At 62.7% G+C, this 17,532-nt stretch carries 13 protein-coding genes; 4 read left to right on the top strand and 9 right to left on the bottom strand.

Annotated elements, in window-relative coordinates; translation table 11 throughout:
• Nucleotides 1-6 precede the first annotated feature (6 nt).
• The 9 genes from AB3Y40_RS11620 to AB3Y40_RS11580 all read right to left on the bottom strand — a co-directional run bounded on the left by AB3Y40_RS11620 (nucleotide 7) and on the right by AB3Y40_RS11580 (nucleotide 12,541).
• Nucleotides 7-954 carry a glycosyl transferase family protein gene (locus AB3Y40_RS11620; protein ID WP_369438953.1) on the bottom strand — a complete coding sequence of 316 codons (948 nt, stop codon included), beginning with the start codon at nucleotides 952-954 and terminating at the stop codon, nucleotides 7-9.
• Nucleotides 951-3,581 carry a molybdopterin-dependent oxidoreductase gene (locus AB3Y40_RS11615; RefSeq protein ID WP_369438952.1) on the bottom strand — a complete coding sequence of 877 codons (2,631 nt, stop codon included), beginning with the start codon at nucleotides 3,579-3,581 and terminating at the stop codon, nucleotides 951-953. The genes AB3Y40_RS11620 and AB3Y40_RS11615 overlap by 4 nt, the downstream gene beginning before the upstream one ends.
• The gene (nirD, locus tag AB3Y40_RS11610) at nucleotides 3,581-3,910 is read right to left on the bottom strand and encodes a nitrite reductase small subunit NirD (RefSeq protein ID WP_369438951.1); all 330 of its coding nucleotides are present in this window, start codon (nucleotides 3,908-3,910) and stop codon (nucleotides 3,581-3,583) included. Before nirD ends, AB3Y40_RS11615 begins: the two co-directional genes overlap by 1 nt.
• Entirely contained in the window at nucleotides 3,907-6,339 is a 2,433-nt protein-coding gene (gene nirB, locus AB3Y40_RS11605; protein ID WP_369438950.1) for a nitrite reductase large subunit NirB, read from the bottom strand. Before nirB ends, nirD begins: the two co-directional genes overlap by 4 nt.
• 5 nt (nucleotides 6,340-6,344) lie before the next feature.
• Nucleotides 6,345-8,009, bottom strand: coding sequence for an ABC transporter ATP-binding protein (locus tag AB3Y40_RS11600; RefSeq protein ID WP_369438949.1), 1,665 nt, complete (start codon nucleotides 8,007-8,009; stop codon nucleotides 6,345-6,347).
• Nucleotides 8,010-8,014: 5 nt separating this feature from the next.
• Nucleotides 8,015-9,091 carry an ABC transporter permease gene (locus tag AB3Y40_RS11595; protein ID WP_369438948.1) on the bottom strand — a complete coding sequence of 359 codons (1,077 nt, stop codon included), beginning with the start codon at nucleotides 9,089-9,091 and terminating at the stop codon, nucleotides 8,015-8,017.
• 62 nt (nucleotides 9,092-9,153) lie between these two features.
• A complete protein-coding gene (locus AB3Y40_RS11590) occupies nucleotides 9,154-10,521 on the bottom strand; it encodes a CmpA/NrtA family ABC transporter substrate-binding protein (protein WP_369438947.1) in 1,368 nt (455 codons plus the stop codon).
• Nucleotides 10,522-10,772: 251 nt separating this feature from the next.
• Nucleotides 10,773-11,960, bottom strand: coding sequence for a CmpA/NrtA family ABC transporter substrate-binding protein (locus tag AB3Y40_RS11585; protein ID WP_369438946.1), 1,188 nt, complete (start codon nucleotides 11,958-11,960; stop codon nucleotides 10,773-10,775).
• A complete protein-coding gene (locus AB3Y40_RS11580; protein ID WP_369438945.1) occupies nucleotides 11,957-12,541 on the bottom strand; it encodes an ANTAR domain-containing response regulator in 585 nt (194 codons plus the stop codon). The genes AB3Y40_RS11585 and AB3Y40_RS11580 overlap by 4 nt, the downstream gene beginning before the upstream one ends.
• 300 nt (nucleotides 12,542-12,841) lie before the next feature.
• Here AB3Y40_RS11580 and AB3Y40_RS11575 point away from each other — a divergent pair, with 300 nt between their 5' ends.
• The 4 genes from AB3Y40_RS11575 (at nucleotide 12,842) to AB3Y40_RS11560 (ending at nucleotide 17,431) form a co-directional block, all read left to right on the top strand.
• A complete protein-coding gene (locus AB3Y40_RS11575; RefSeq protein WP_369438944.1) occupies nucleotides 12,842-13,825 on the top strand; it encodes a hypothetical protein in 984 nt (327 codons plus the stop codon).
• A gap of 71 nt (nucleotides 13,826-13,896) precedes the next feature.
• Entirely contained in the window at nucleotides 13,897-14,718 is an 822-nt protein-coding gene (locus AB3Y40_RS11570) for a TIGR00282 family metallophosphoesterase (protein WP_369438943.1), read from the top strand.
• The gene (locus tag AB3Y40_RS11565; RefSeq protein WP_369438942.1) at nucleotides 14,708-15,649 is read left to right on the top strand and encodes a DMT family transporter; all 942 of its coding nucleotides are present in this window, start codon (nucleotides 14,708-14,710) and stop codon (nucleotides 15,647-15,649) included. The genes AB3Y40_RS11570 and AB3Y40_RS11565 overlap by 11 nt, the downstream gene beginning before the upstream one ends.
• Nucleotides 15,650-17,431 carry an SLC13 family permease gene (locus AB3Y40_RS11560; protein ID WP_369438941.1) on the top strand — a complete coding sequence of 594 codons (1,782 nt, stop codon included), beginning with the start codon at nucleotides 15,650-15,652 and terminating at the stop codon, nucleotides 17,429-17,431. It abuts the gene before it with no gap.
• Nucleotides 17,432-17,532: the final 101 nt, after the last annotated feature.

The following is a 17,532-nucleotide window of genomic DNA, read 5'->3' as shown; positions in this document are numbered from 1 at the left end:
GTCCTTTCAGGCGGCCAAATGCGCGCAATGGGCATCCCAAAGCGCGCGGGCTGTTGCGTCGGGCCGAGCACATCCCACTGTGTTCAGTGCCATGGCGGCCGTGCCAGTGATTATCTCGGTCTGGAACGGGGTCGGGCGGGTCGGGTTCCAGTTTTCCAGCCGCGCGGGGGCGGCATCCTGCAGCCGGGTCGTCAGCGGGGCCAAGGCGGGAAAACGCGCCTCCCACATTTGCCCGCCGCGCAGGCCAAACCCGGTGATCTCTTTGCCGGGGTGCCGCTCGAATTCGCCACCGCCACCCTTGATGATGGTGAGCGATTGCCAACCGCGCAATGCAGCAGCTTCGGCCTGTAACAGTCTGTAAGATGGGTGAAAAACGCCTTGCACACTGGTGGGCGCGGCACCGGGGTTCAGCATCCGGCAGACCGTGTTGATGCAAGACCGCAGCCCCAGCACATCGCGCAATTGCAACAGCCTGAACAGCGCAGGGTGAAACACCTCGAGCGGCAGATAGGCGATCCGGTCGCGGTCCAACAGGCGCGACAGGTCATTCAGATTGTGCGCTGTGGCAATCCCTGCCGGGGCCAGTCCGGCGCGCACGGCCTTGTCCTGTCCGTTCCAGCCATGCAACAGAACGCGGTGCCCCGCTGCCGCCACCAGTTTCGCCGACAGCAAAAACCACGGCGCACCGCGCGTGCGCCCGGCAGCATAGGACGGCCAGTCAAGGTCCACGGCTGGCAAGGCAGGCAAGGCGGCCTGCGCCGCACCGGACAGGCCCGCAATTTCAGCCGCCGTTTCCCCCTTCATCCGCAGCAGCATCAGCACGGCACCCACCGCCTCTGGTGCCGTTCCATCTGCCAGCATCAGGCGCATGGCATCCGCTGCCTCGTCTTGGGTCAGGGACCGCGACCGGCCCGGGCCACGCCCCAACGTGCGGACATGATCGGCCAGCGTCATTCTGCGGCCTCGCGCACCATGACCCGCTGCAACAGCTCGGCCAGTTCGGGCTTGCAGGACCCGCAGTTGGTCCCCGCATTCAGGGCCGCGCCGATCTGCGCAACGCTCAGCAACCCTTCGGTCTCGATTGCGGTGACAATCGTGTTCACACCGACGCCGAAACAGGCACACAGCACCGGGCCGGGCTGCGGGACATCCGTTGCCGGACGGCCCAGCAGCGCATCATCGCCCGCCGTCCCCGGCATTGCGGCCAGATAGTCGCGCATCACCGCCACTGGGGTGCTGGCGGCGTACAGTGCCCCGATCAACAGGCCGTCCTTGTGCGCCACAATCCGTGCGCTGCCGCGCCGACCGTCAATGATCGAACTGATATCGGCGTCTTTGGCGTCAAACAGGCGGCGGGCCTCTGCCTCCCAATCGGTGACGTCGTTTTCGCCTGCAAGCTCTGCCCGGTAACCCTGACCGGTCCGCGCCAGCGCCCAATAGCTGCTATTCACCTGCATCGGGTCGCGGGCCACGGCAAATCCATACCATGCCGCGTTGTAACGCTGCAGTGCCACCACGCTGGCCTTGCTTTCCGGCTGGCCAGAGATCGGGTCCACCGCGCCAGCAACCAGCGCGCAGACACGGGCGGCGGCAGAGGTTTCACCGGTCCAGTGCATCGGCGCAAAGACCTGTCCGGGCTGGACCGCATCGGTGATCCGGGCGCGCAGGATCGCGCGGCCATGGGGACTATCGACCTGCACCAGATCGGCGGCTGCGATGCCAAGGCTGCGCGCGTCCTCGGGGTGCAGATCCACAAAGGGCTCGGCCAGATGTGCCGACAGCCGGGGGCTTAGCCCGGTGCGCGTCATCGTGTGCCACTGGTCGCGCACGCGGCCTGTGTTGAGTCGGAAAGGATAGCGCGGACCAGTGCGTGCCGCCGGGGGCTGCCAGGTGACCGGCAAGAGCCGCGCCTTGCCGTCGGCGTGATAAAACTGTCCATCCGCAAAGAACCGCCCGCCCATGCGCGCTGCCGTCACCGGCCAGCGTTGCGGGGGCAGGGCGGCATAGCCCGCGTCCGTAATGTGCGCCAATCCAGAGATGTCAAAGTCGCGCCTCAGCCCGCCTGCGATGCCCGATAGGGCGGCGTGCTCTCGGAAAATCTCGGCCGGGTTTGCGTAATCAAACGCCGCACCAAACCCCATGCGCTGGCCCACCTCGGCCAGAATGGCCCAATCGGGGCGCGCGCTACCGGGTGCGGGCAACACGCGGCGCTGGCGGCTGATGGTGCGGTCGGAATTGGTAACGGTCCCGTCCTTTTCGGCCCAAGCGGTGGCGGGCAGCAGCACGTCGGCAAGCCGCGCGGTATCGGTGGCCGCCGTGATGTCGCTGACCACGGTAAAGGGGCATGCGGCGATGGCGTCGCGCACCGCGTCTGCGTCTGGCATCGATACGGCGGGGTTGGTGTGAATAACCCACAGCGCCTTGATCCGTCCGTCACCGACGGCGCGGAACATATCCACGGCGCGCAGGCCCGGGGCTGAGGGCATCGCCGGGGATGACCAGAACGCTTGCACCGCGTGGCGGTGGTCGGCGTTTTCCAGATCGAGGTGACAGGCCAGCATATTGGCCAACCCGCCGACCTCTCGCCCGCCCATCGCGTTGGGCTGGCCGGTGACAGAGAAAGGGCCCATGCCGGGCTTGCCGATGCGGCCTGTCGCCAGATGGCAATTCAGGATCGCGTTGACCTTGTCACTGCCCGATGTCGATTGGTTCACGCCTTGGCTGTAGATCGTCACGACCTTGTCAGTGCTGGCCCAAAGGGCGCAGAAGGCGTCAATCTGGGCCTCGGTCAGGCCAGTGGGGGCTGTGGCATCGGCGCGCGCAGCCTTCAGGGCCGTATCCAGTCCGGTGGTGTGGGCCTGAAATTCCGGGTCGATCTTTCCGCCCGCGTCCAAAGCCACCAGCAGCCGGTTGAACAGGGCCACATCCGCGCCCGGCGCAATGGCGAGATGCAAATCCGCGCTGTCGCAACTGGCCGTGCGGCGCGGGTCGATGACGACGATCTTGGTGCCCCGCTTGGTGCGCGCTGCCAACAGCCGCTGGTGCAGCACCGGGTGGCACCACGCAAGGTTTGATCCGACCAACACCACCAGATCAGCGGCATCAATGTCTTCATAGGTGCCGGGCACCGTGTCGCTGCCAAAGGCGCGTTTGTGTCCTGCTACCGATGAGGCCATGCACAACCGCGAGTTCGTGTCGATGTTGGCCGACCCGATGAAACCCTTCATCAGCTTGTTGGCGACATAGTAATCTTCGGTCAGCAACTGGCCCGAGACGTAGAAGGCCACGCTGTCGGGTCCATGCGCTGCAATGGTCTGGCTGAAGCGGTCAGCGACAGTTTGCAGCGCGTGGTCCCACGCGGTTGGTGTGCCGCCCACCTGTGGGGACAACAGGCGCTGATCCAGCCCGACCGTTTCACCCAAGGCGGTGCCTTTGGAACACAGCCGCCCCTTATTGGCGGGATGATCTGGGTCACCCTGCACGTCCAGCCCGCCTTGCCCGTCCGGGCGCAGCAACACACCGCAGCCAACGCCGCAATAGGGGCAGGTCGACCGCACCTGCGGCAGGGCTGTGCCGTCCATCAGGCGGCGCTCCGGTTGGAAAGCTTGTCGGCATCAATCAGAATGCGGCCTGCGTTGACTTCGACCGGGTAGGTTTCAATCGCGCCATCCTCGCCCTGAGCCTGCCCGGTGTTGAGGTCAAAGACCCAATTGTGCAGCGGGCAGGTCACCGACTGGCCGTGCACGATGCCCTCGGCCAAGGGGCCGCCCTTGTGCGGGCAGGTGTTGGAGACGGCAAAAACCTCTGCCGGACCGGTGCGGAATATGGCGACGCAGCCAAGTGCGGTCTTGATCTTGCGCGCCCCGCGCAGAGGGATGTCGTCAACGGCACCAATATCAATCCAGCTCATTCCGCGGCCTCCAATGTCAAATCGGCAAGTGGTTGATAGGTTGCGGCCCGGGTTTGAACGTGGTCGTCCCAAGGATCGCGGCGGTAGATGGTTTGCGACAGTTCAAACGCCGCGATCAGGCGGGCGCGTTCATCCGGGTCGGCGATCTTGTCCTGCACCCAATCCAGCCCCACCTTGGCGACCCATTTGTAGGGCCGGTCGAGGTATTTGGCGTTCTCGCGGTAAAGCTGAACAAAGGCGACGGTCACATCAATTGCCTCTTGTTCAGTTGGCACATCACACAGACGCTCGGTTTCTTTCAGGTCCATGCCCGCGGCCCCGCCGACACCCACCTGATAGCCACTGTCGACGCAAATAATCCCCACGTCCTTGCAGGTGGCCTCGGCGCAATTGCGCGGGCAGCCCGAGACCGCCAGCTTGACCTTGTGCGGTGTCCATGACCCCCACAGCGCCTGTTCCAGCTTGATACCCAGCCCGGTGCTGTCTTGCGTGCCAAAGCGGCAGTGATCGGTGCCAACGCAGGTTTTGACCGTGCGCAGACCCTTGGCATAGGCGTGGCCCGACACCAGCCCGGCGCGGTTCAGATCGGACCAGATGGCGGGCAAATCCTCACCCTTTACGCCCAGCAGATCTATCCGCTGACCGCCGGTGACCTTGACGGTGGGCACGTTGTATTTGTCCGCCGCATCGGCAATCGCGCGCAATTCGGACGGGTTGGTGATCCCGCCCCACATGCGCGGCACGACGCTGAACGTGCCGTCTTTCTGAATGTTGGCGTGCTTGCGTTCATTCACGAACCGGCTTTGCGGATCATCCTGATATTCAAGCGGCCAATCGGCCAGCAGATAGAAATTCACCGCCGGACGGCAGGTGGGACAGCCGTTGCGGGTCTTCCAGCCCAGCTCTTGCCAGACCGCATCCTGGCTTTTGAGTTCCTGGCTCTTGATCAGCCGCCGCACGTCTTCGTGGGTCAGATCGCAACAGCCACAGATCGGCTGCGCCGTCGGCATTTGAAAGGCGTCGCCCAGTGTGACCTGCAGGACCTGTTCGACCAGCCCGGTGCAGGTGCCGCATGACGCGCTGGCCTTGGTGGTCGCGCGCACGGCCGCCAGATCCGTGGCACCATTTGCGATGGCGTCGGTGATGGTGGATTTGCAAATGCCGTTGCAGCCGCAAATTTCCGCCTCAGGCGGCAATGCTGCAACGGCTGAGAGCGGGTCCGCGGTATCGCCCCCCTGAAAGGCTGGGCCAAAGATCAGCGTCTCGCGCATGTCGTCGACCTCGGTGCCGTCCTTGATCAGCTGAAAGAACCAGTTGCCGTCGGCGGTATCGCCGTACATCACCGCACCGATCAGCCGGTCATCCGCGATCACAAGACGTTTGTAGATGCCCTTGGCCGGGTCGCGCAGCACGATGTCCTCGCGGCCTTCGTCATCGGCGAAATCGCCCGCACTGAACAGATCACATCCCGTCACCTTCAGCTTGGTCGCGGTATCCTTGACCACAAAGGCATCCGCATCACCCATCAGCGTGCGCGCCAGTACCTTGGCCTGATCGTAAAGCGGTGCAACAAGCCCAAAAAGGTTGCCATCAAACTCGATACATTCGCCGACCGCAAAGACATCCGGGTCCGAAGTCTGCATCTGCGCCGTCACCTCGATGCCGCGCGCCACATCAAGGCCCGCGTCTGTTGCCAGCCGGGTTTCGGGGCGGATGCCGACGGCCATGACCACCAGATCAGCGGGCAGGGTCTCGTCGTTCTCCAGCAGGACCGCCTCGGCGCGGCCGTCGCCGATGATCGCCTTGGTCGAGGCCTGCGTGCGGATCGTGATCCCGCGCTTTTCCAGATCGCGGCGCAAAAGGTAGCCCGCAGCCTCATCCAATTGCCGTTCCATCAGGTGCCCCATCAGGTGCACCACGGTCACGTCCATGCCGCGCTCTGCCAACCCGGCGGCGGCTTCCAACCCCAGCAACCCGCCGCCGATCACCACAGCCGTGCCGCCTTTGGCAGAAGCGTCGATCATCGCGTTGGTGTCGTCGAGGTCGCGGTATGTAATGACGCCGGGCAAGTCCTTGCCGGGCACCGGAATGATAAACGGGGCAGAGCCTGTGGCGATGATCAGCTTGTCATAGGGCACATGGCCATTCTGGCCCTCGACAACCTTTATCTCGCGGTCGATCCGCACCACGTGTTCGCCGAACCTACAGGTCACGCCGTGGGTGGCGTACCAGTCATCATCATGGGTGACGATGTCGGCATAGGTCTTTTCGCCAGACAGCACCGGTGACAGCATGATGCGGTTGTAGTTGCCGCGCGCTTCGGCGTTGAAAAGCGTGATGTCGTAGGCGTCGGGGGCCTGTTCGACCAGATGCTCGATGACCCGGCCAGAGGCCATGCCCGCACCGATAATGACCAATCTTTGCTTCATGTTGTTCACTCCGCTGCGATGCTTGTGGGTTTCGGTTTCGGCTGGGCGCCGTGCTCGTATTCCTCAAGGAAATCAAGCACCTCTTGCCGGTAGTTATAGTAGTCGGGATGCGCCAGAAGCGCCTTGCGGGTGCGCGGGCGCGGCAGATCGACCTTTGTGATCTTGCCGATGGTAGCCTGCGGGCCGTTGGTCATCATCACCACGCGGTCGGCGAGCAAGATCGCCTCGTCCACATCATGGGTCACACAGATCGCGGTCACCTTGGTGCGGGACCAGACCTCCATCAGGACCTCTTGCAGCTCCCACCGGGTCAGGCTGTCGAGCATCCCGAAAGGTTCGTCCAGCAACAGCAGTTTCGGCGACAGCGCAAAGGCGCGCGCGATGCCGACGCGCTGCTGCATCCCGTTGGACAGATCCAGCGCGGGCTTGTGCATGGCGTCAGCAAGGCCGACCCGTTCAAGGTAGTATTCCACCACATCCTGCCGCTCTGCCTGACTGGCACGCGGGTAGACCTTGTCGACCCCGATGGCGACGTTTTCGCGCGCGGTCAGCCAGGGGAAGAGGTTGGGCGACTGGAACACCACGGCGCGTTCGGGGTCTGCCCCTTCAACGTGGCGGCCATCGAGCTTGATCGCCCCCTTGCTGATCGGATTCAGCCCCGCGGCCATGGTCAGCACGGTGGATTTGCCGCAGCCCGAATGCCCGATCAGGCTGATGAATTCGCCGCGATCCACCTTGAGGTCAAAATCCTCGACCACGGTCAGCGGGCCCTTGGGGGTGGGGTAGACCTTGTGCAACTGGCTGAAATCCAGAAACCGGTTGTCGATCAGCCCGTCTTGCGCGTCTTTGACCGCTGCCGGGATGCCGTGGATCGGTGTGACGTCGGGCAGCAGGCGGGTGCCTTCGACCTTGGCCTCGATACCCACATCCATCAGGTATTTTGTCACCTCCGCGCGCAACTGCTTGAAGGTTTCGTTGGTGTTCATCTCCATCCGGTCGCGCGGGCGTGGGATGGTCACGTTGAATTCTTCGCCCAAGGTCCCATCAGGGTTCAGCGCAATGATCCGGTCGGCGAGAATGATCGCCTCGTCGACGTCATTGGTGATCAGCACGCAGGTTTTCTTGTCAGCCTCCCAGATGCCCTCGATCTCGTCGGCCAGATTGGCGCGGGTCAGCGCATCAAGCGCCGACAGCGGCTCATCCAGTAGCAGCATCTCGGGGTTCATCGCCAGCGCGCGAGCCACGTTGACCCGCTGGCGCATCCCGCCCGACAGTTCCGCCGGGCGACGGCTGGCGGCGTGCGACAGGCCCACCATATCCACAAAATGTGCGACTTTTTCCGCCTTTTCCGCCTTGGGCAGACCGGGATAGACCGTGTCCACAGCCAAGGCCACATTGCCGGTCACCGTCAGCCACGGCATCAGCGAATAGCTTTGAAAGATCACACCGCGTTCGGGGCTTGGTTCCTTGATCGGCCTACCTTTGAAGGTGACGCTGCCCTTTGTCGGGGCCTCAAGCCCCGCCATCAGGTTGATCAGTGTGGTCTTGCCGGTCCCGGAAAAGCCCAGCAGCACCAGAAACTCGCCTTCTTGCACATCCAGGTTGATGTCGCGCAGAACCGGCGTGTCGCCATAGCTCTTGCAGACATTTTCAAACGTCAGAATACTCATGTCGATCACCGGTTATTCGTGAAGGTGAAAAGCGACTGCAGCGCATACATCACCCGGTCCAGCATGAAGCCGATCACGCCGATGGTCAGCACCGCCACCATGATCTTGGCCAACGAGCTTGAGGACCCGTTCTGGAATTCGTCCCAGACGAATTTACCAAGGCCGGGGTTCTGCGCCAGCATCTCGGCGGCGATCAACACCATCCAGCCCACACCCAGCGACAGGCGCAACCCGGTAAAGATCAGCGGCAGGGCAGAGGGCAGGACCAGCTTGGTGATTTTGGTCCGTGTGTTCATCTTCAAGACCTTGGAGACATTGACCAGATCCTTGTCGATGCTGCTGACACCCAGAGCGGTGTTAATCAGCGTTGGCCAGAGAGAGCAGAGCGTCACCGTGATGGCCGAGGTCAGAAAGCTTTTGGCGAACCAGCCGTCAGAGTTTGTGTAGACCGCCGAGACCACCATTGTGACAATTGGCAGCCAAGCCAGTGGTGAGACGGGCTTGAAGATCTGGATGATCGGGTTCAGCGCGGCGTTTGCAGTGGGCGACAGGCCCGCGGCAATGCCCAAAGGGATCGCAACCGCGCTGGCGATCAGAAAGCCAAAGAACACTGTCTGGATCGAGGTCCAGATCTGGCTGTAGTAACTTGGCGCACCGGTATAGGCGCGTTCAACAGGCTCTTTGCCCTGCTCAGCCCGCTTTTCATTCAGCGTGGCCAGTTGTGTTTCAAACTTTGCCCGGCTTTCCGCCTTGGCCTGCGCGTCTTCGTGCAGCGTAACCGCCTCGGCCCAGACCTGTCCCGGTCCGGGGATTGCCCCCAGCGAGGTTTGCACCGTCGGCGCCAGCGTCGCCCAAAGGGTCAGGAACGCGGCAATCGCCAACAAAGGCACCCCCAGCAAGCGCCAGATATCGCCCATCTGCGCGCGCGGGTTGTCGCCCGCTGCGGCTTTTAGGATCGGTGTCAGCCAGGCTAGGCCCAACACCTGAAACCATTTGTCGGCGGTGTTGATCCGGGTGAAAAGCCGGGCGCGGCGCGCCTCTTTGGCGGCCTCTGCGGCGAAATTGGGGTCTGCGGTGCTCATGTGCCTGTCTCCTGGGGGATGGGTCGTGCGAGGCGGCATCTGCCGCCCCGCACCTCGGGGCCTTAGCCCTGAACTTCGTCGCCAACGACGATCTGCGCGCCCTTCAAGCCAATCGGCAGGCTTTCAAGATAGGCGTTGGGGGACCGGCCATCGTAGGGGATGCCATCAATAATGTCGGCGGCAGGTGTCGGCGCTTTGAAGCCGTCACTGTCCCATGGAAAGTCTTCGGCATTCGCCAGACCTTCATCAACCAGCGACTTGGCCGCATCCAGATAGATGTCCGGGCGGTAAACGCGGGCCGCGACGTCCTTGTACCACTCGTCTGTCTGCGGCTCTGCGATCTGACCCCAGCGGCGCATCTGGGTCAGGTACCAGATCGCGTCAGAGTAATAGGGATAGGTCGCATTGTAGCGGAAGAAGACGTTGAAATCGGGGATGTCGCGCTTGTCGCCCTTCTCGAACTCGAAAAAGCCGGTCATCGAGTTTGCGATCACGTCGTAATCGGCGCCGACATATTCCGCCCGGCTCAGGATCTCGACCGCCTCAGGGCGGTTGGCGTTGTCGTTTTCATCCAGCCACATCGCGGCCCGGATCAAGGCGCGGACCACCGCCTTGGTGGTGTTGGGGTTGGCCTCTGCGAATTCCTCTGTGATACCGAACACCTTTTCGGGGTTGTTCTTCCACAGCTGGTAGTCGGTGATCACCGGCACACCGATACCCTTGAACACCGCCTGCTGGTTCCACGGTTCACCCACGCAGTAGCCGTGGATCGTGCCTGCATCCAGGGTGGCGGGCATTTGCGGCGGCGGCGTCACCGACAGGAAAACGTCCGCACCGATCTGGCCAGAGATATTTTCAGGGCTGTAGTAGCCGGGGCTGATCCCGCCGGCTGCCAGCCAATAGCGCAGTTCGTAGTTATGGGTCGACACCGGGAAGACCATGCCCATGTTGAATGGCTCGCCACGGGCGTTGAAGTCTTCGATCACCGGCACCAGTGCCTCGGCGCTAATCGGATGCTGCGGGCGGCCATCGTCCATGCTGGGGATATGCGGGCGCATCATGTCCCAAACTTCGTTGGACACCGTGATCCCGTTTCCATTCAGGTCCATCGAGAACGGCGTGACAATCGCCGCTTCGGTGCCATAGCCGATGGTCGCGGCCAGCGGTTGGCCGGCCAGCATATGCGCGCCGTCCAGCTGCCCGTCGATTACACCGTCCAGCAGTACCTTCCAGTTGGCCTGCGCTTCGAGCGTTACAAACAGACCTTCGTCCAGAAAGTAACCCTGCTCATAAGCGACCGCCAGCGGTGCCATATCCGTCAGCTTGATAAAGCCAAACGTGAGTTCGTCCTTTTCAAGATCCAACAGCTCGGCCATCGCCGGACTGGCAAGGGCGGTGCTGGCCGCAAGAGCAAAGATAAGTTTCTTCATTGTTATTCCTTTCCAAAACGCCCGGCGGGGGAGGAGAACCGCCAAAGGCCAAAACAAAAAAGGCCGACCACTGACTGCCGAAGACTTCGGCAGAAAGTGAGCGACCTTGCTCAGACATTCCCATGCGAGGGAGGTGCAGGGCGATCCACCCCGTTGTGGACCCTTGAACCGATCATGCGGCGGTGCAGCATTGGCGAAAACCGCAAACCCGGCGATCAACGGTGCCCGGTCGGGTGATCGGGGCAAGCTGCCTAGAAATTCATCACTTCGTCCGCAGTTGGATCAAAAATCCGGCCATCAAAGAACTGATCTGGCAGCAGCGTCAGCGCGCCACCTGCCGATGCAACCGGTGTGGCGCGTCGAATCGCGCCTTCGACCTTTTGGGATGCGCCCGGCAGATCAATGCCGTCAGCCCCCAGATGCATCCGGTGCAAATCCGCGCGAAAGACCTGTGCTGCGGCGCCGAGGTCGGTATCCTGCGGAACCCCATGTCGTGCGGCCAGTTGCCCGGCGATCCATTGCGCCTGACTGCGCCATGGAAAGGTCGCGGCCCCGTGGTGAAAGGCGACAAAACGGTCCACCTGGCGAAGGTCGCCGCGCGCGGTGACCGTCAGATGGCCCGACAGCGCCCGGTCAATCAATTCCGCAGGGACATCGAGGTAGGCCTTGCGCGACAGGATTTCGCCCGCCATCGCCCGCGCCTCTGGCTGGCCCAGCCATCGCCCGGCCCGCCAAGTGGCGCGCATCAGTCGGCCCAGCAGGTCTGGCTCTGTTTCGGCCCACCCGGTACGCACGGCCAGCACCTTTTCAGGGGCAAACTGCCAGATCGCACTGCCCGGCAGCACCAACGCGCCCGCACCCTGTTCAACCGCGACCGATCCCCATGGTTCACCCACGCAAAAGGCGTCCACGTCGCCTGCGGCCAATGCGCTGGCCATCAGGGGCGGCGGCACGGTACGGATTTCGATACCGCGTGCGCCAAGGGCGGTGGCATTGGCCCAATAGCCAAGCAGGGCCACATGCATCGAGAACGGGAAGGGGACGCCAAAGACGATGGGCCGGTCACAGACCCGCGCCAAAGCCTCTGCCGCCGCAACGGGATCGGTGAAATCAAAAGTATAGCCATCGGCGCGCAGCCGGTTTTCCAGTGGTTTGCTCACGCCAACCACATTGCCATTGACCGACAGGACCGACACCGCCGACAGCGCGGTGGCAACGCCGCCAAGCCCCATCGCCATCGCTACCGGCACGGGCGACAACATATGAGCAGCATCGACTCGGCCAAAGGCCAGCATGTCGCGGACCGATGACCACGACGGTGCGGCAATCAAATCAAGGGCGATGCCCTCGGCGGCGGCAAATCCCATTTCCTGAGCGATGATCAGCGGGGCCGCATCAACCAGCGGTACATAGGCGGTGGGCACGGTGACAAGCTTCATCCCAGCAGCCCCGATGCGGTCACCAAGGCCTCGGCCACATCTGCCACGCGGCGGCCCTGATCCATCGCGGTCTTGCGCAGCAGGGCGTAGGCCGCGTCTTCATCAATGCCGCGCGCCTTCATCAGCACGCCCTTGGCGCGGTCAATGACTTTGCGTTCCTGCAAGGCACGGCGCGTCTCGGCCAACTCGTCGCGCATCTGGCGCACCATCGCAAAACGCGCAATCGCCGTGTCGATCACCGGTTTCAGCCGTTCGGGCGACAGTCCGTTGACCACATAAGCCGATACGCCCGCCTCAATCGCGGCCTGCGCCAGCCCGCCCGCGGCTTCAGAGACGAACATCGCCACCGGCCGGTCCAGCGGGCCAGAGGCAAGTGTAAGTTCCTCCATCATGTCGCGGGTCGGATTGTCGATGTCGATCAGCACGATATCGGGCGCATGTTGGGCGATCTTGCGCGCCAACCCACTTGAGCCGCCGATCACATGCACCTCGCAGGGGCTGGCATCTTTCAGCGCATCCACAATGGCAATCGCGCGGTTGCGGTCTTCCTCGACAACAACAATGGTCAGTATCTTTGACATGAAAAGGGGGATGCAACAGCGCCACACGGGGCGCAACGCGCAGGCGTGCCGCGGCGCAGCAAAGGACAAAGCGTTGAATGATTGCCTCAAAATTCAGCGTGCCCGCCTAACGAACCGGCGATGCGCGCACCGCCAAGGGGTTCAGTTCCATGCAGGGCTTGGCATTTTTCGTCTATATGGCCGCGGCCAAAGTCATGGATTCACGCCTTGCTTTGCAGCCGATTCCCCTCAACACTTCAACGATATTTGGATTTTTTAGCCTCGTCAGAGGCATTTGCTGTGATTTTGGAGGGTTATTGAATGAGCTGGAATAACATCTGGATTGGATTCATGGGCGGCGGTTTTGGGGCCTCTGCCATTGTCGGCGGCAGCTATTATTGCCTGCCTCTTTATAACATGGGCCTCAATCAGGATCCGCTGCACGTGGCCGTCTTTGGGCGCAGGCTGGGGCTGACACTGCAGGCCGAAGCCGCTGCCGCGTGCTGCATCATGACTGGCGTGCCATCGGGCGACCGGTTCGAGCGGATGGAATCCTCTGGCGTTGATTGGGCGCTGGGTGCGGGGTTCAACATCAGTGCGACGGTGCAGAACGGGTCCGAGGCGCTGAACACGCTCGTCAACCTTGCGGTCACTACCGTGGGGTGGTCGCTCGAGGAAACCGCCAAGAACCTCGTCCGGTCGGTGATGGGCGATGTCGAGGCGAACGCGAGCACGCAGAATTTTGTCCTGCTGCCCACGCCTGCCTCGCTCTCGATCGGCGCGGGGATCTGGTACGAATGGTCCGATGTTCTGCGGATCGGGCACAACCTGATCTGGCAACGCGAACCGCCGCAATGGGGGATCGAGACGATGGGCGGTGGGGTCAAACTTCGGATGCAAAACATCCCGATGCGCGACGGTGAGACAATCAGCCTGGCGATCACCCATGACGTGCTAGGCCCTGACGACTATCTGGAATGGGAAACGAATGGCATGCGCACGGGGCGGCTGCATGGCGTGGTCTGGGGCCAAAAGCTTTATCCTTTGGGCACCCGTGCCGCGCAATCCGGCGGGCCCGATGGTATCAGTCTCAGCGATCTTGCAATTTGCGGTCGGAACGTGGGGCATGTCTTTTCCATGGGCACGCGCAGCGATGAAGTTGTGCGCAACGACACCCTCGACATCGGCGTCAACGTGATGAGCGGCGCGCTGGAACTGTTTACGTCGGATGACTACTGCGAAGTGCGCGCCGATGCGCGTGGCAGCATCGTTAGCAGCGTCGGTGGGCGTCAGTGGCGCGATTAGGGGCAGCGCCCCCGCGGCGCGCGTGCACTTTATGCTAGCCCCCACAGGGCAGACACCCTAACAGAGGCGGCATGAAGATCATGTTTCTGGGCGATGTGATGGGCCGGGCAGGCCGCACCGCCATTGCCGACCTGCTGCCCAAGCTGCGCGCCGATTGGCGGCTGGATTTCGTCGTGGTCAACGGCGAAAACGCGACCTCGGGCCACGGGCTTTCAGCGGATCATGCCAAGCTGATCCTGGACGCTGGTGCCGACGTAATCACGTTGGGCGATCACGCTTTTGACCAGAAAGAGATGCTGAGTTTCATCGACAAGGAACCCCGCATCATCCGCCCGCTGAATTATTCCAAAGCCGCCCCCGGTGCCGGTGCGCGCGTCTTCAGCGATGCGCGCGGGCGCAAGGTGCTGGTGGCGCAGGCGCTGGGGCAGGTGTTCATGAAACGCCCCTTTGATGACCCGTTTTCGGCCCTTGATGCGGTGCTGCGGCAATATCCGATGGGCGGGGCCGTGCAGGCCAGCCTGATCGACATCCACTGCGAAGCAACGTCCGAGAAGATGGCAATGGGCCACTTCTGCGATGGCCGTGCCAGCATCGTGGTCGGTACCCACACTCATGTGCCCACAGCTGATGCGATGATCCTGCCGGGTGGGACGGCGTTCCAAAGCGATGCGGGCATGTGCGGCGACTACAACTCTGTCATTGGTATGGACAAGGCCGAGCCGCTGCGCCGATTTATCACCGGCATGCCCAAAGCGCGGTTCACGCCCGCCAATGAGCCCGCGACCCTGTCCGGGCTGTATGTTGAAACCGACGACAAAACCGGACGCGCCACAAAGGTGGTGATGGTCCGGCAGGGCGGGCGGCTGGCGCAGGCAGGGCCAGATGCGGGTTGAGGGGCGACTGGCGCTGACCCTCATCCTGATTTGCCTTGGCGCGGGCTGGGGCATGACGATCCCGCTGATAAAAATCATCGTCGAAGCTGGGTATCCCCCGCTGGCCATCGTGTTTTGGCAGTTTGTCATCATCTCATTTCTGCTGGCCGCCCTGATCGCGCGGCGCGGAACATGGCCGACAGTGGGGCGGGTGCCGCTGTTGGTCTGGCTCTTTATTGCGCTGGTGGGCACGCTTATTCCGAATGCGGCCAGCTACCGCGCCACGCTGTTTCTGCCTGCGGGCGTGATGGCGATCATCATCGCCTCTGTTCCGATGTTTGCGCTGCCGATTGCGTTGTTGCTTGGCACTGACCGGCTGAGTTTTGTGCGGCTTTTGGGGCTTTGCGCGGGGCTTGCAGGCGTTGCCCTGATCGCCTTGCCAGAGGCGAGCCTGCCGGATCGCAGTATGGCCGCCTTCCTGCCGCTCGCGCTGATTGCCCCGTTTTGCTACGCGGTGGAAGCGAATGTCGTGGGCAAATGGGGCACCGGTCCGCTGGACCCGGTGCAGGTGTTGTTCGGGGCCTCGGTGCTGGGGGCGGTGCTGACGCTGCCGCTGGCGTTGGCAACCGGTCAATGGGCCGCGCCGCAAGTGCCGTATGGCGTGGCAGATGTCACATTGGTGGTCACCGGGCTGATCCATGGCGCGGTCTATACCGCTTACGTCTGGCTGGTGGGCCGGGCAGGGGCCGTCTTTGCCGGGCAGGTCGCCTATCTGGTCACCGGCTTTGGTGTGATCTGGTCGATGCTGCTTTTGGATGAACGCTATTCCGGCTGGGTTTGGGCCGCACTTTTGCTGATGCTGGCCGGGCTTGCGCTGGTGCAACCGCGCGAGAGGCTTGAAAGCGATGCAACACCGGGCGACACTGCACCTACATCGGCCAAGGGGCGGTAAATGAACGCCATTTTTGAACTGACACAGGTGCAAGGCGCCTATCTGACCATGGCTGTGGTCGCAGGCATGTTCGTGATGTTCCTGCGCGAGGTCTACCCGACCGAGGTGGTGGCGATGATCGGCGTCAGCGTGCTGCTGATCACCGGGGTGCTGTCGTATGATGATGCGGTGGCAGTCTTTGCCAACCCCGCACCCTGGACGATTGCGGCCATGTTCGTGATCGTGGCGGCACTGGTGCGCACCGGCGCGCTGGACGCGCTGACCCACGTGGTGGAACGACAGGCCAAGCGCAACCCGGCGCTGGCAATTGGCGGTGCGCTGTTTTGCGTGGCCTTCGCCTCTGCGATCATGAACAACACGCCGCTGGTGGTTGTGATGATCCCGATCTTCATCCAACTGGCCAAAACGCTGGGCACGTCCGCGTCCAAGCTGTTGATCCCGCTTAGCTATGCGGCCATCGTGGGCGGCACCATGACCCTGATCGGCACCTCGACCAACCTGCTGGTGGATGGTGTGGCGCGCTCCAGCGGCATGGAACCCTTTGGCTTGTTTGAAATTTTTCCCATTGGCCTTGTCGTGGTCGCATGGACCTTTGCCTATCTTTACTTTGTGGCGCCCCGGCTGCTGCCCGACCGAGCCAGCCTTGGGGCGATGCTGTCGGACCGGTCCAAGATGCGGTTCTTTTCCGAGGCGGTGATCCCGCCCGAAAGCAACCTGATTGGGCGCGAGGTGCTGGATGTAAAGCTGTTCAAACGCGACGGCGTGCGGCTGATCGACGTGATCCGTGGGGATGAATCCCTGCGCCGCAACCTCAAAGACGTTGTGCTGCAAAAAGGCGACCGGATCGTTTTGCGCACCGCGATGACCGAACTTTTGTCGCTGCAGGCCACGCCAGAGCTCAAGCGGGTCGATCAGGTCTCGGCGGTGGAAACCACCACGGTCGAGGTGCTGATTACCCCCGATTGCCGCATGGTTGGCCGCAAGCTGGGCGCGATGCGGCTGCGGCGGCGGTATGCGGTCTATACGTTGGCCGTTCACCGCCGCGACACCAACATCGGCACGGCCATTGATGATGTCACGGTGAAGGTGGGTGATACCCTGCTGCTGGAGGGCACGCCCGAAGATATCGGGCGGCTGAGTGCGGATATGAACCTTGGCGACGTCTCCAAACCCTCGGCCCGCGCCTATCGGCGCAGCCGCGCACCGGTGGCGATTGCGGTGCTTTTGGGCGTGGTCGGGCTGGCGGCGCTGAACGTGGCCCCGATCCTGTTGCTGGCGATGGTCGGCGTCACCATCGTGCTGATGACCGGCTGCATCGACGCAGAAGAGGCATTCGCCAATATCGACGGCCAGCTTTTGGCGTTGATCTTCGCGATGCTGGGGGTAGGGGCCGCGCTGCAATCCTCGGGCGCTGTGCAGATCTTAGCAGAGGCCGTGTCGCCGGTGATGACCGTGCTGCCGCCGTTTCTGGTGGTGCTGGCGGTCTATGCGATGGCGTCACTGCTGACTGAACTGGTGAGCAACAACGCCGTGGCCGTGGTGATGACGCCGGTGGCGATTGGTTTGGCGCAAGTCTTGGGCGTGGACCCAAGGCCGCTGGTCGTGGCGGTCATGATCGCGGCAAGCGCCAGTTTCGCCACGCCCATCGGCTATCAAACCAACACGCTGGTCTATGGGCCGGGGGGCTATAAATTCGGAGATTTCCTGCGCGTCGGCATCCCGCTGAACCTGACGCTCGCCCCGATTGTGAGCTTTGTGATCCCGTTTATTTGGCCGCTTTGAGGGCCAAAACGCATGAACGTGGCAATGACTGCGACATGCTTCAGATGAACGGGACAGTCCCAATCGCTTGAATGCTGGCGGTCAAACAAAATGCAAGCGCA

The sequence above is a fragment of the Yoonia sp. R2331 genome, from assembly GCF_041103235.1.
Lineage (GTDB): Bacteria > Pseudomonadota > Alphaproteobacteria > Rhodobacterales > Rhodobacteraceae > CANMYO01.
This window is presented reverse-complemented; position numbering and strand designations above follow the sequence as displayed.

Coding starts and splice junctions, on each gene's coding strand:
- AB3Y40_RS11620 (WP_369438953.1), bottom strand. CDS start 954: ATGACGCTGGCCGATCATGTCCGCACGTTGGGGCGTGGCCCGGGCCGG.
- AB3Y40_RS11615 (WP_369438952.1), bottom strand. CDS start 3,581: ATGGACGGCACAGCCCTGCCGCAGGTGCGGTCGACCTGCCCCTATTGC.
- nirD (WP_369438951.1), bottom strand. CDS start 3,910: ATGAGCTGGATTGATATTGGTGCCGTTGACGACATCCCTCTGCGCGGG.
- nirB (WP_369438950.1), bottom strand. CDS start 6,339: ATGAAGCAAAGATTGGTCATTATCGGTGCGGGCATGGCCTCTGGCCGG.
- AB3Y40_RS11600 (WP_369438949.1), bottom strand. CDS start 8,009: ATGAGTATTCTGACGTTTGAAAATGTCTGCAAGAGCTATGGCGACACG.
- AB3Y40_RS11595 (WP_369438948.1), bottom strand. CDS start 9,091: ATGAGCACCGCAGACCCCAATTTCGCCGCAGAGGCCGCCAAAGAGGCG.
- AB3Y40_RS11590 (WP_369438947.1), bottom strand. CDS start 10,521: ATGAAGAAACTTATCTTTGCTCTTGCGGCCAGCACCGCCCTTGCCAGT.
- AB3Y40_RS11585 (WP_369438946.1), bottom strand. CDS start 11,960: ATGAAGCTTGTCACCGTGCCCACCGCCTATGTACCGCTGGTTGATGCG.
- AB3Y40_RS11580 (WP_369438945.1), bottom strand. CDS start 12,541: ATGTCAAAGATACTGACCATTGTTGTTGTCGAGGAAGACCGCAACCGC.
- AB3Y40_RS11575 (WP_369438944.1), top strand. CDS start 12,842: ATGAGCTGGAATAACATCTGGATTGGATTCATGGGCGGCGGTTTTGGG.
- AB3Y40_RS11570 (WP_369438943.1), top strand. CDS start 13,897: ATGAAGATCATGTTTCTGGGCGATGTGATGGGCCGGGCAGGCCGCACC.
- AB3Y40_RS11565 (WP_369438942.1), top strand. CDS start 14,708: ATGCGGGTTGAGGGGCGACTGGCGCTGACCCTCATCCTGATTTGCCTT.
- AB3Y40_RS11560 (WP_369438941.1), top strand. CDS start 15,650: ATGAACGCCATTTTTGAACTGACACAGGTGCAAGGCGCCTATCTGACC.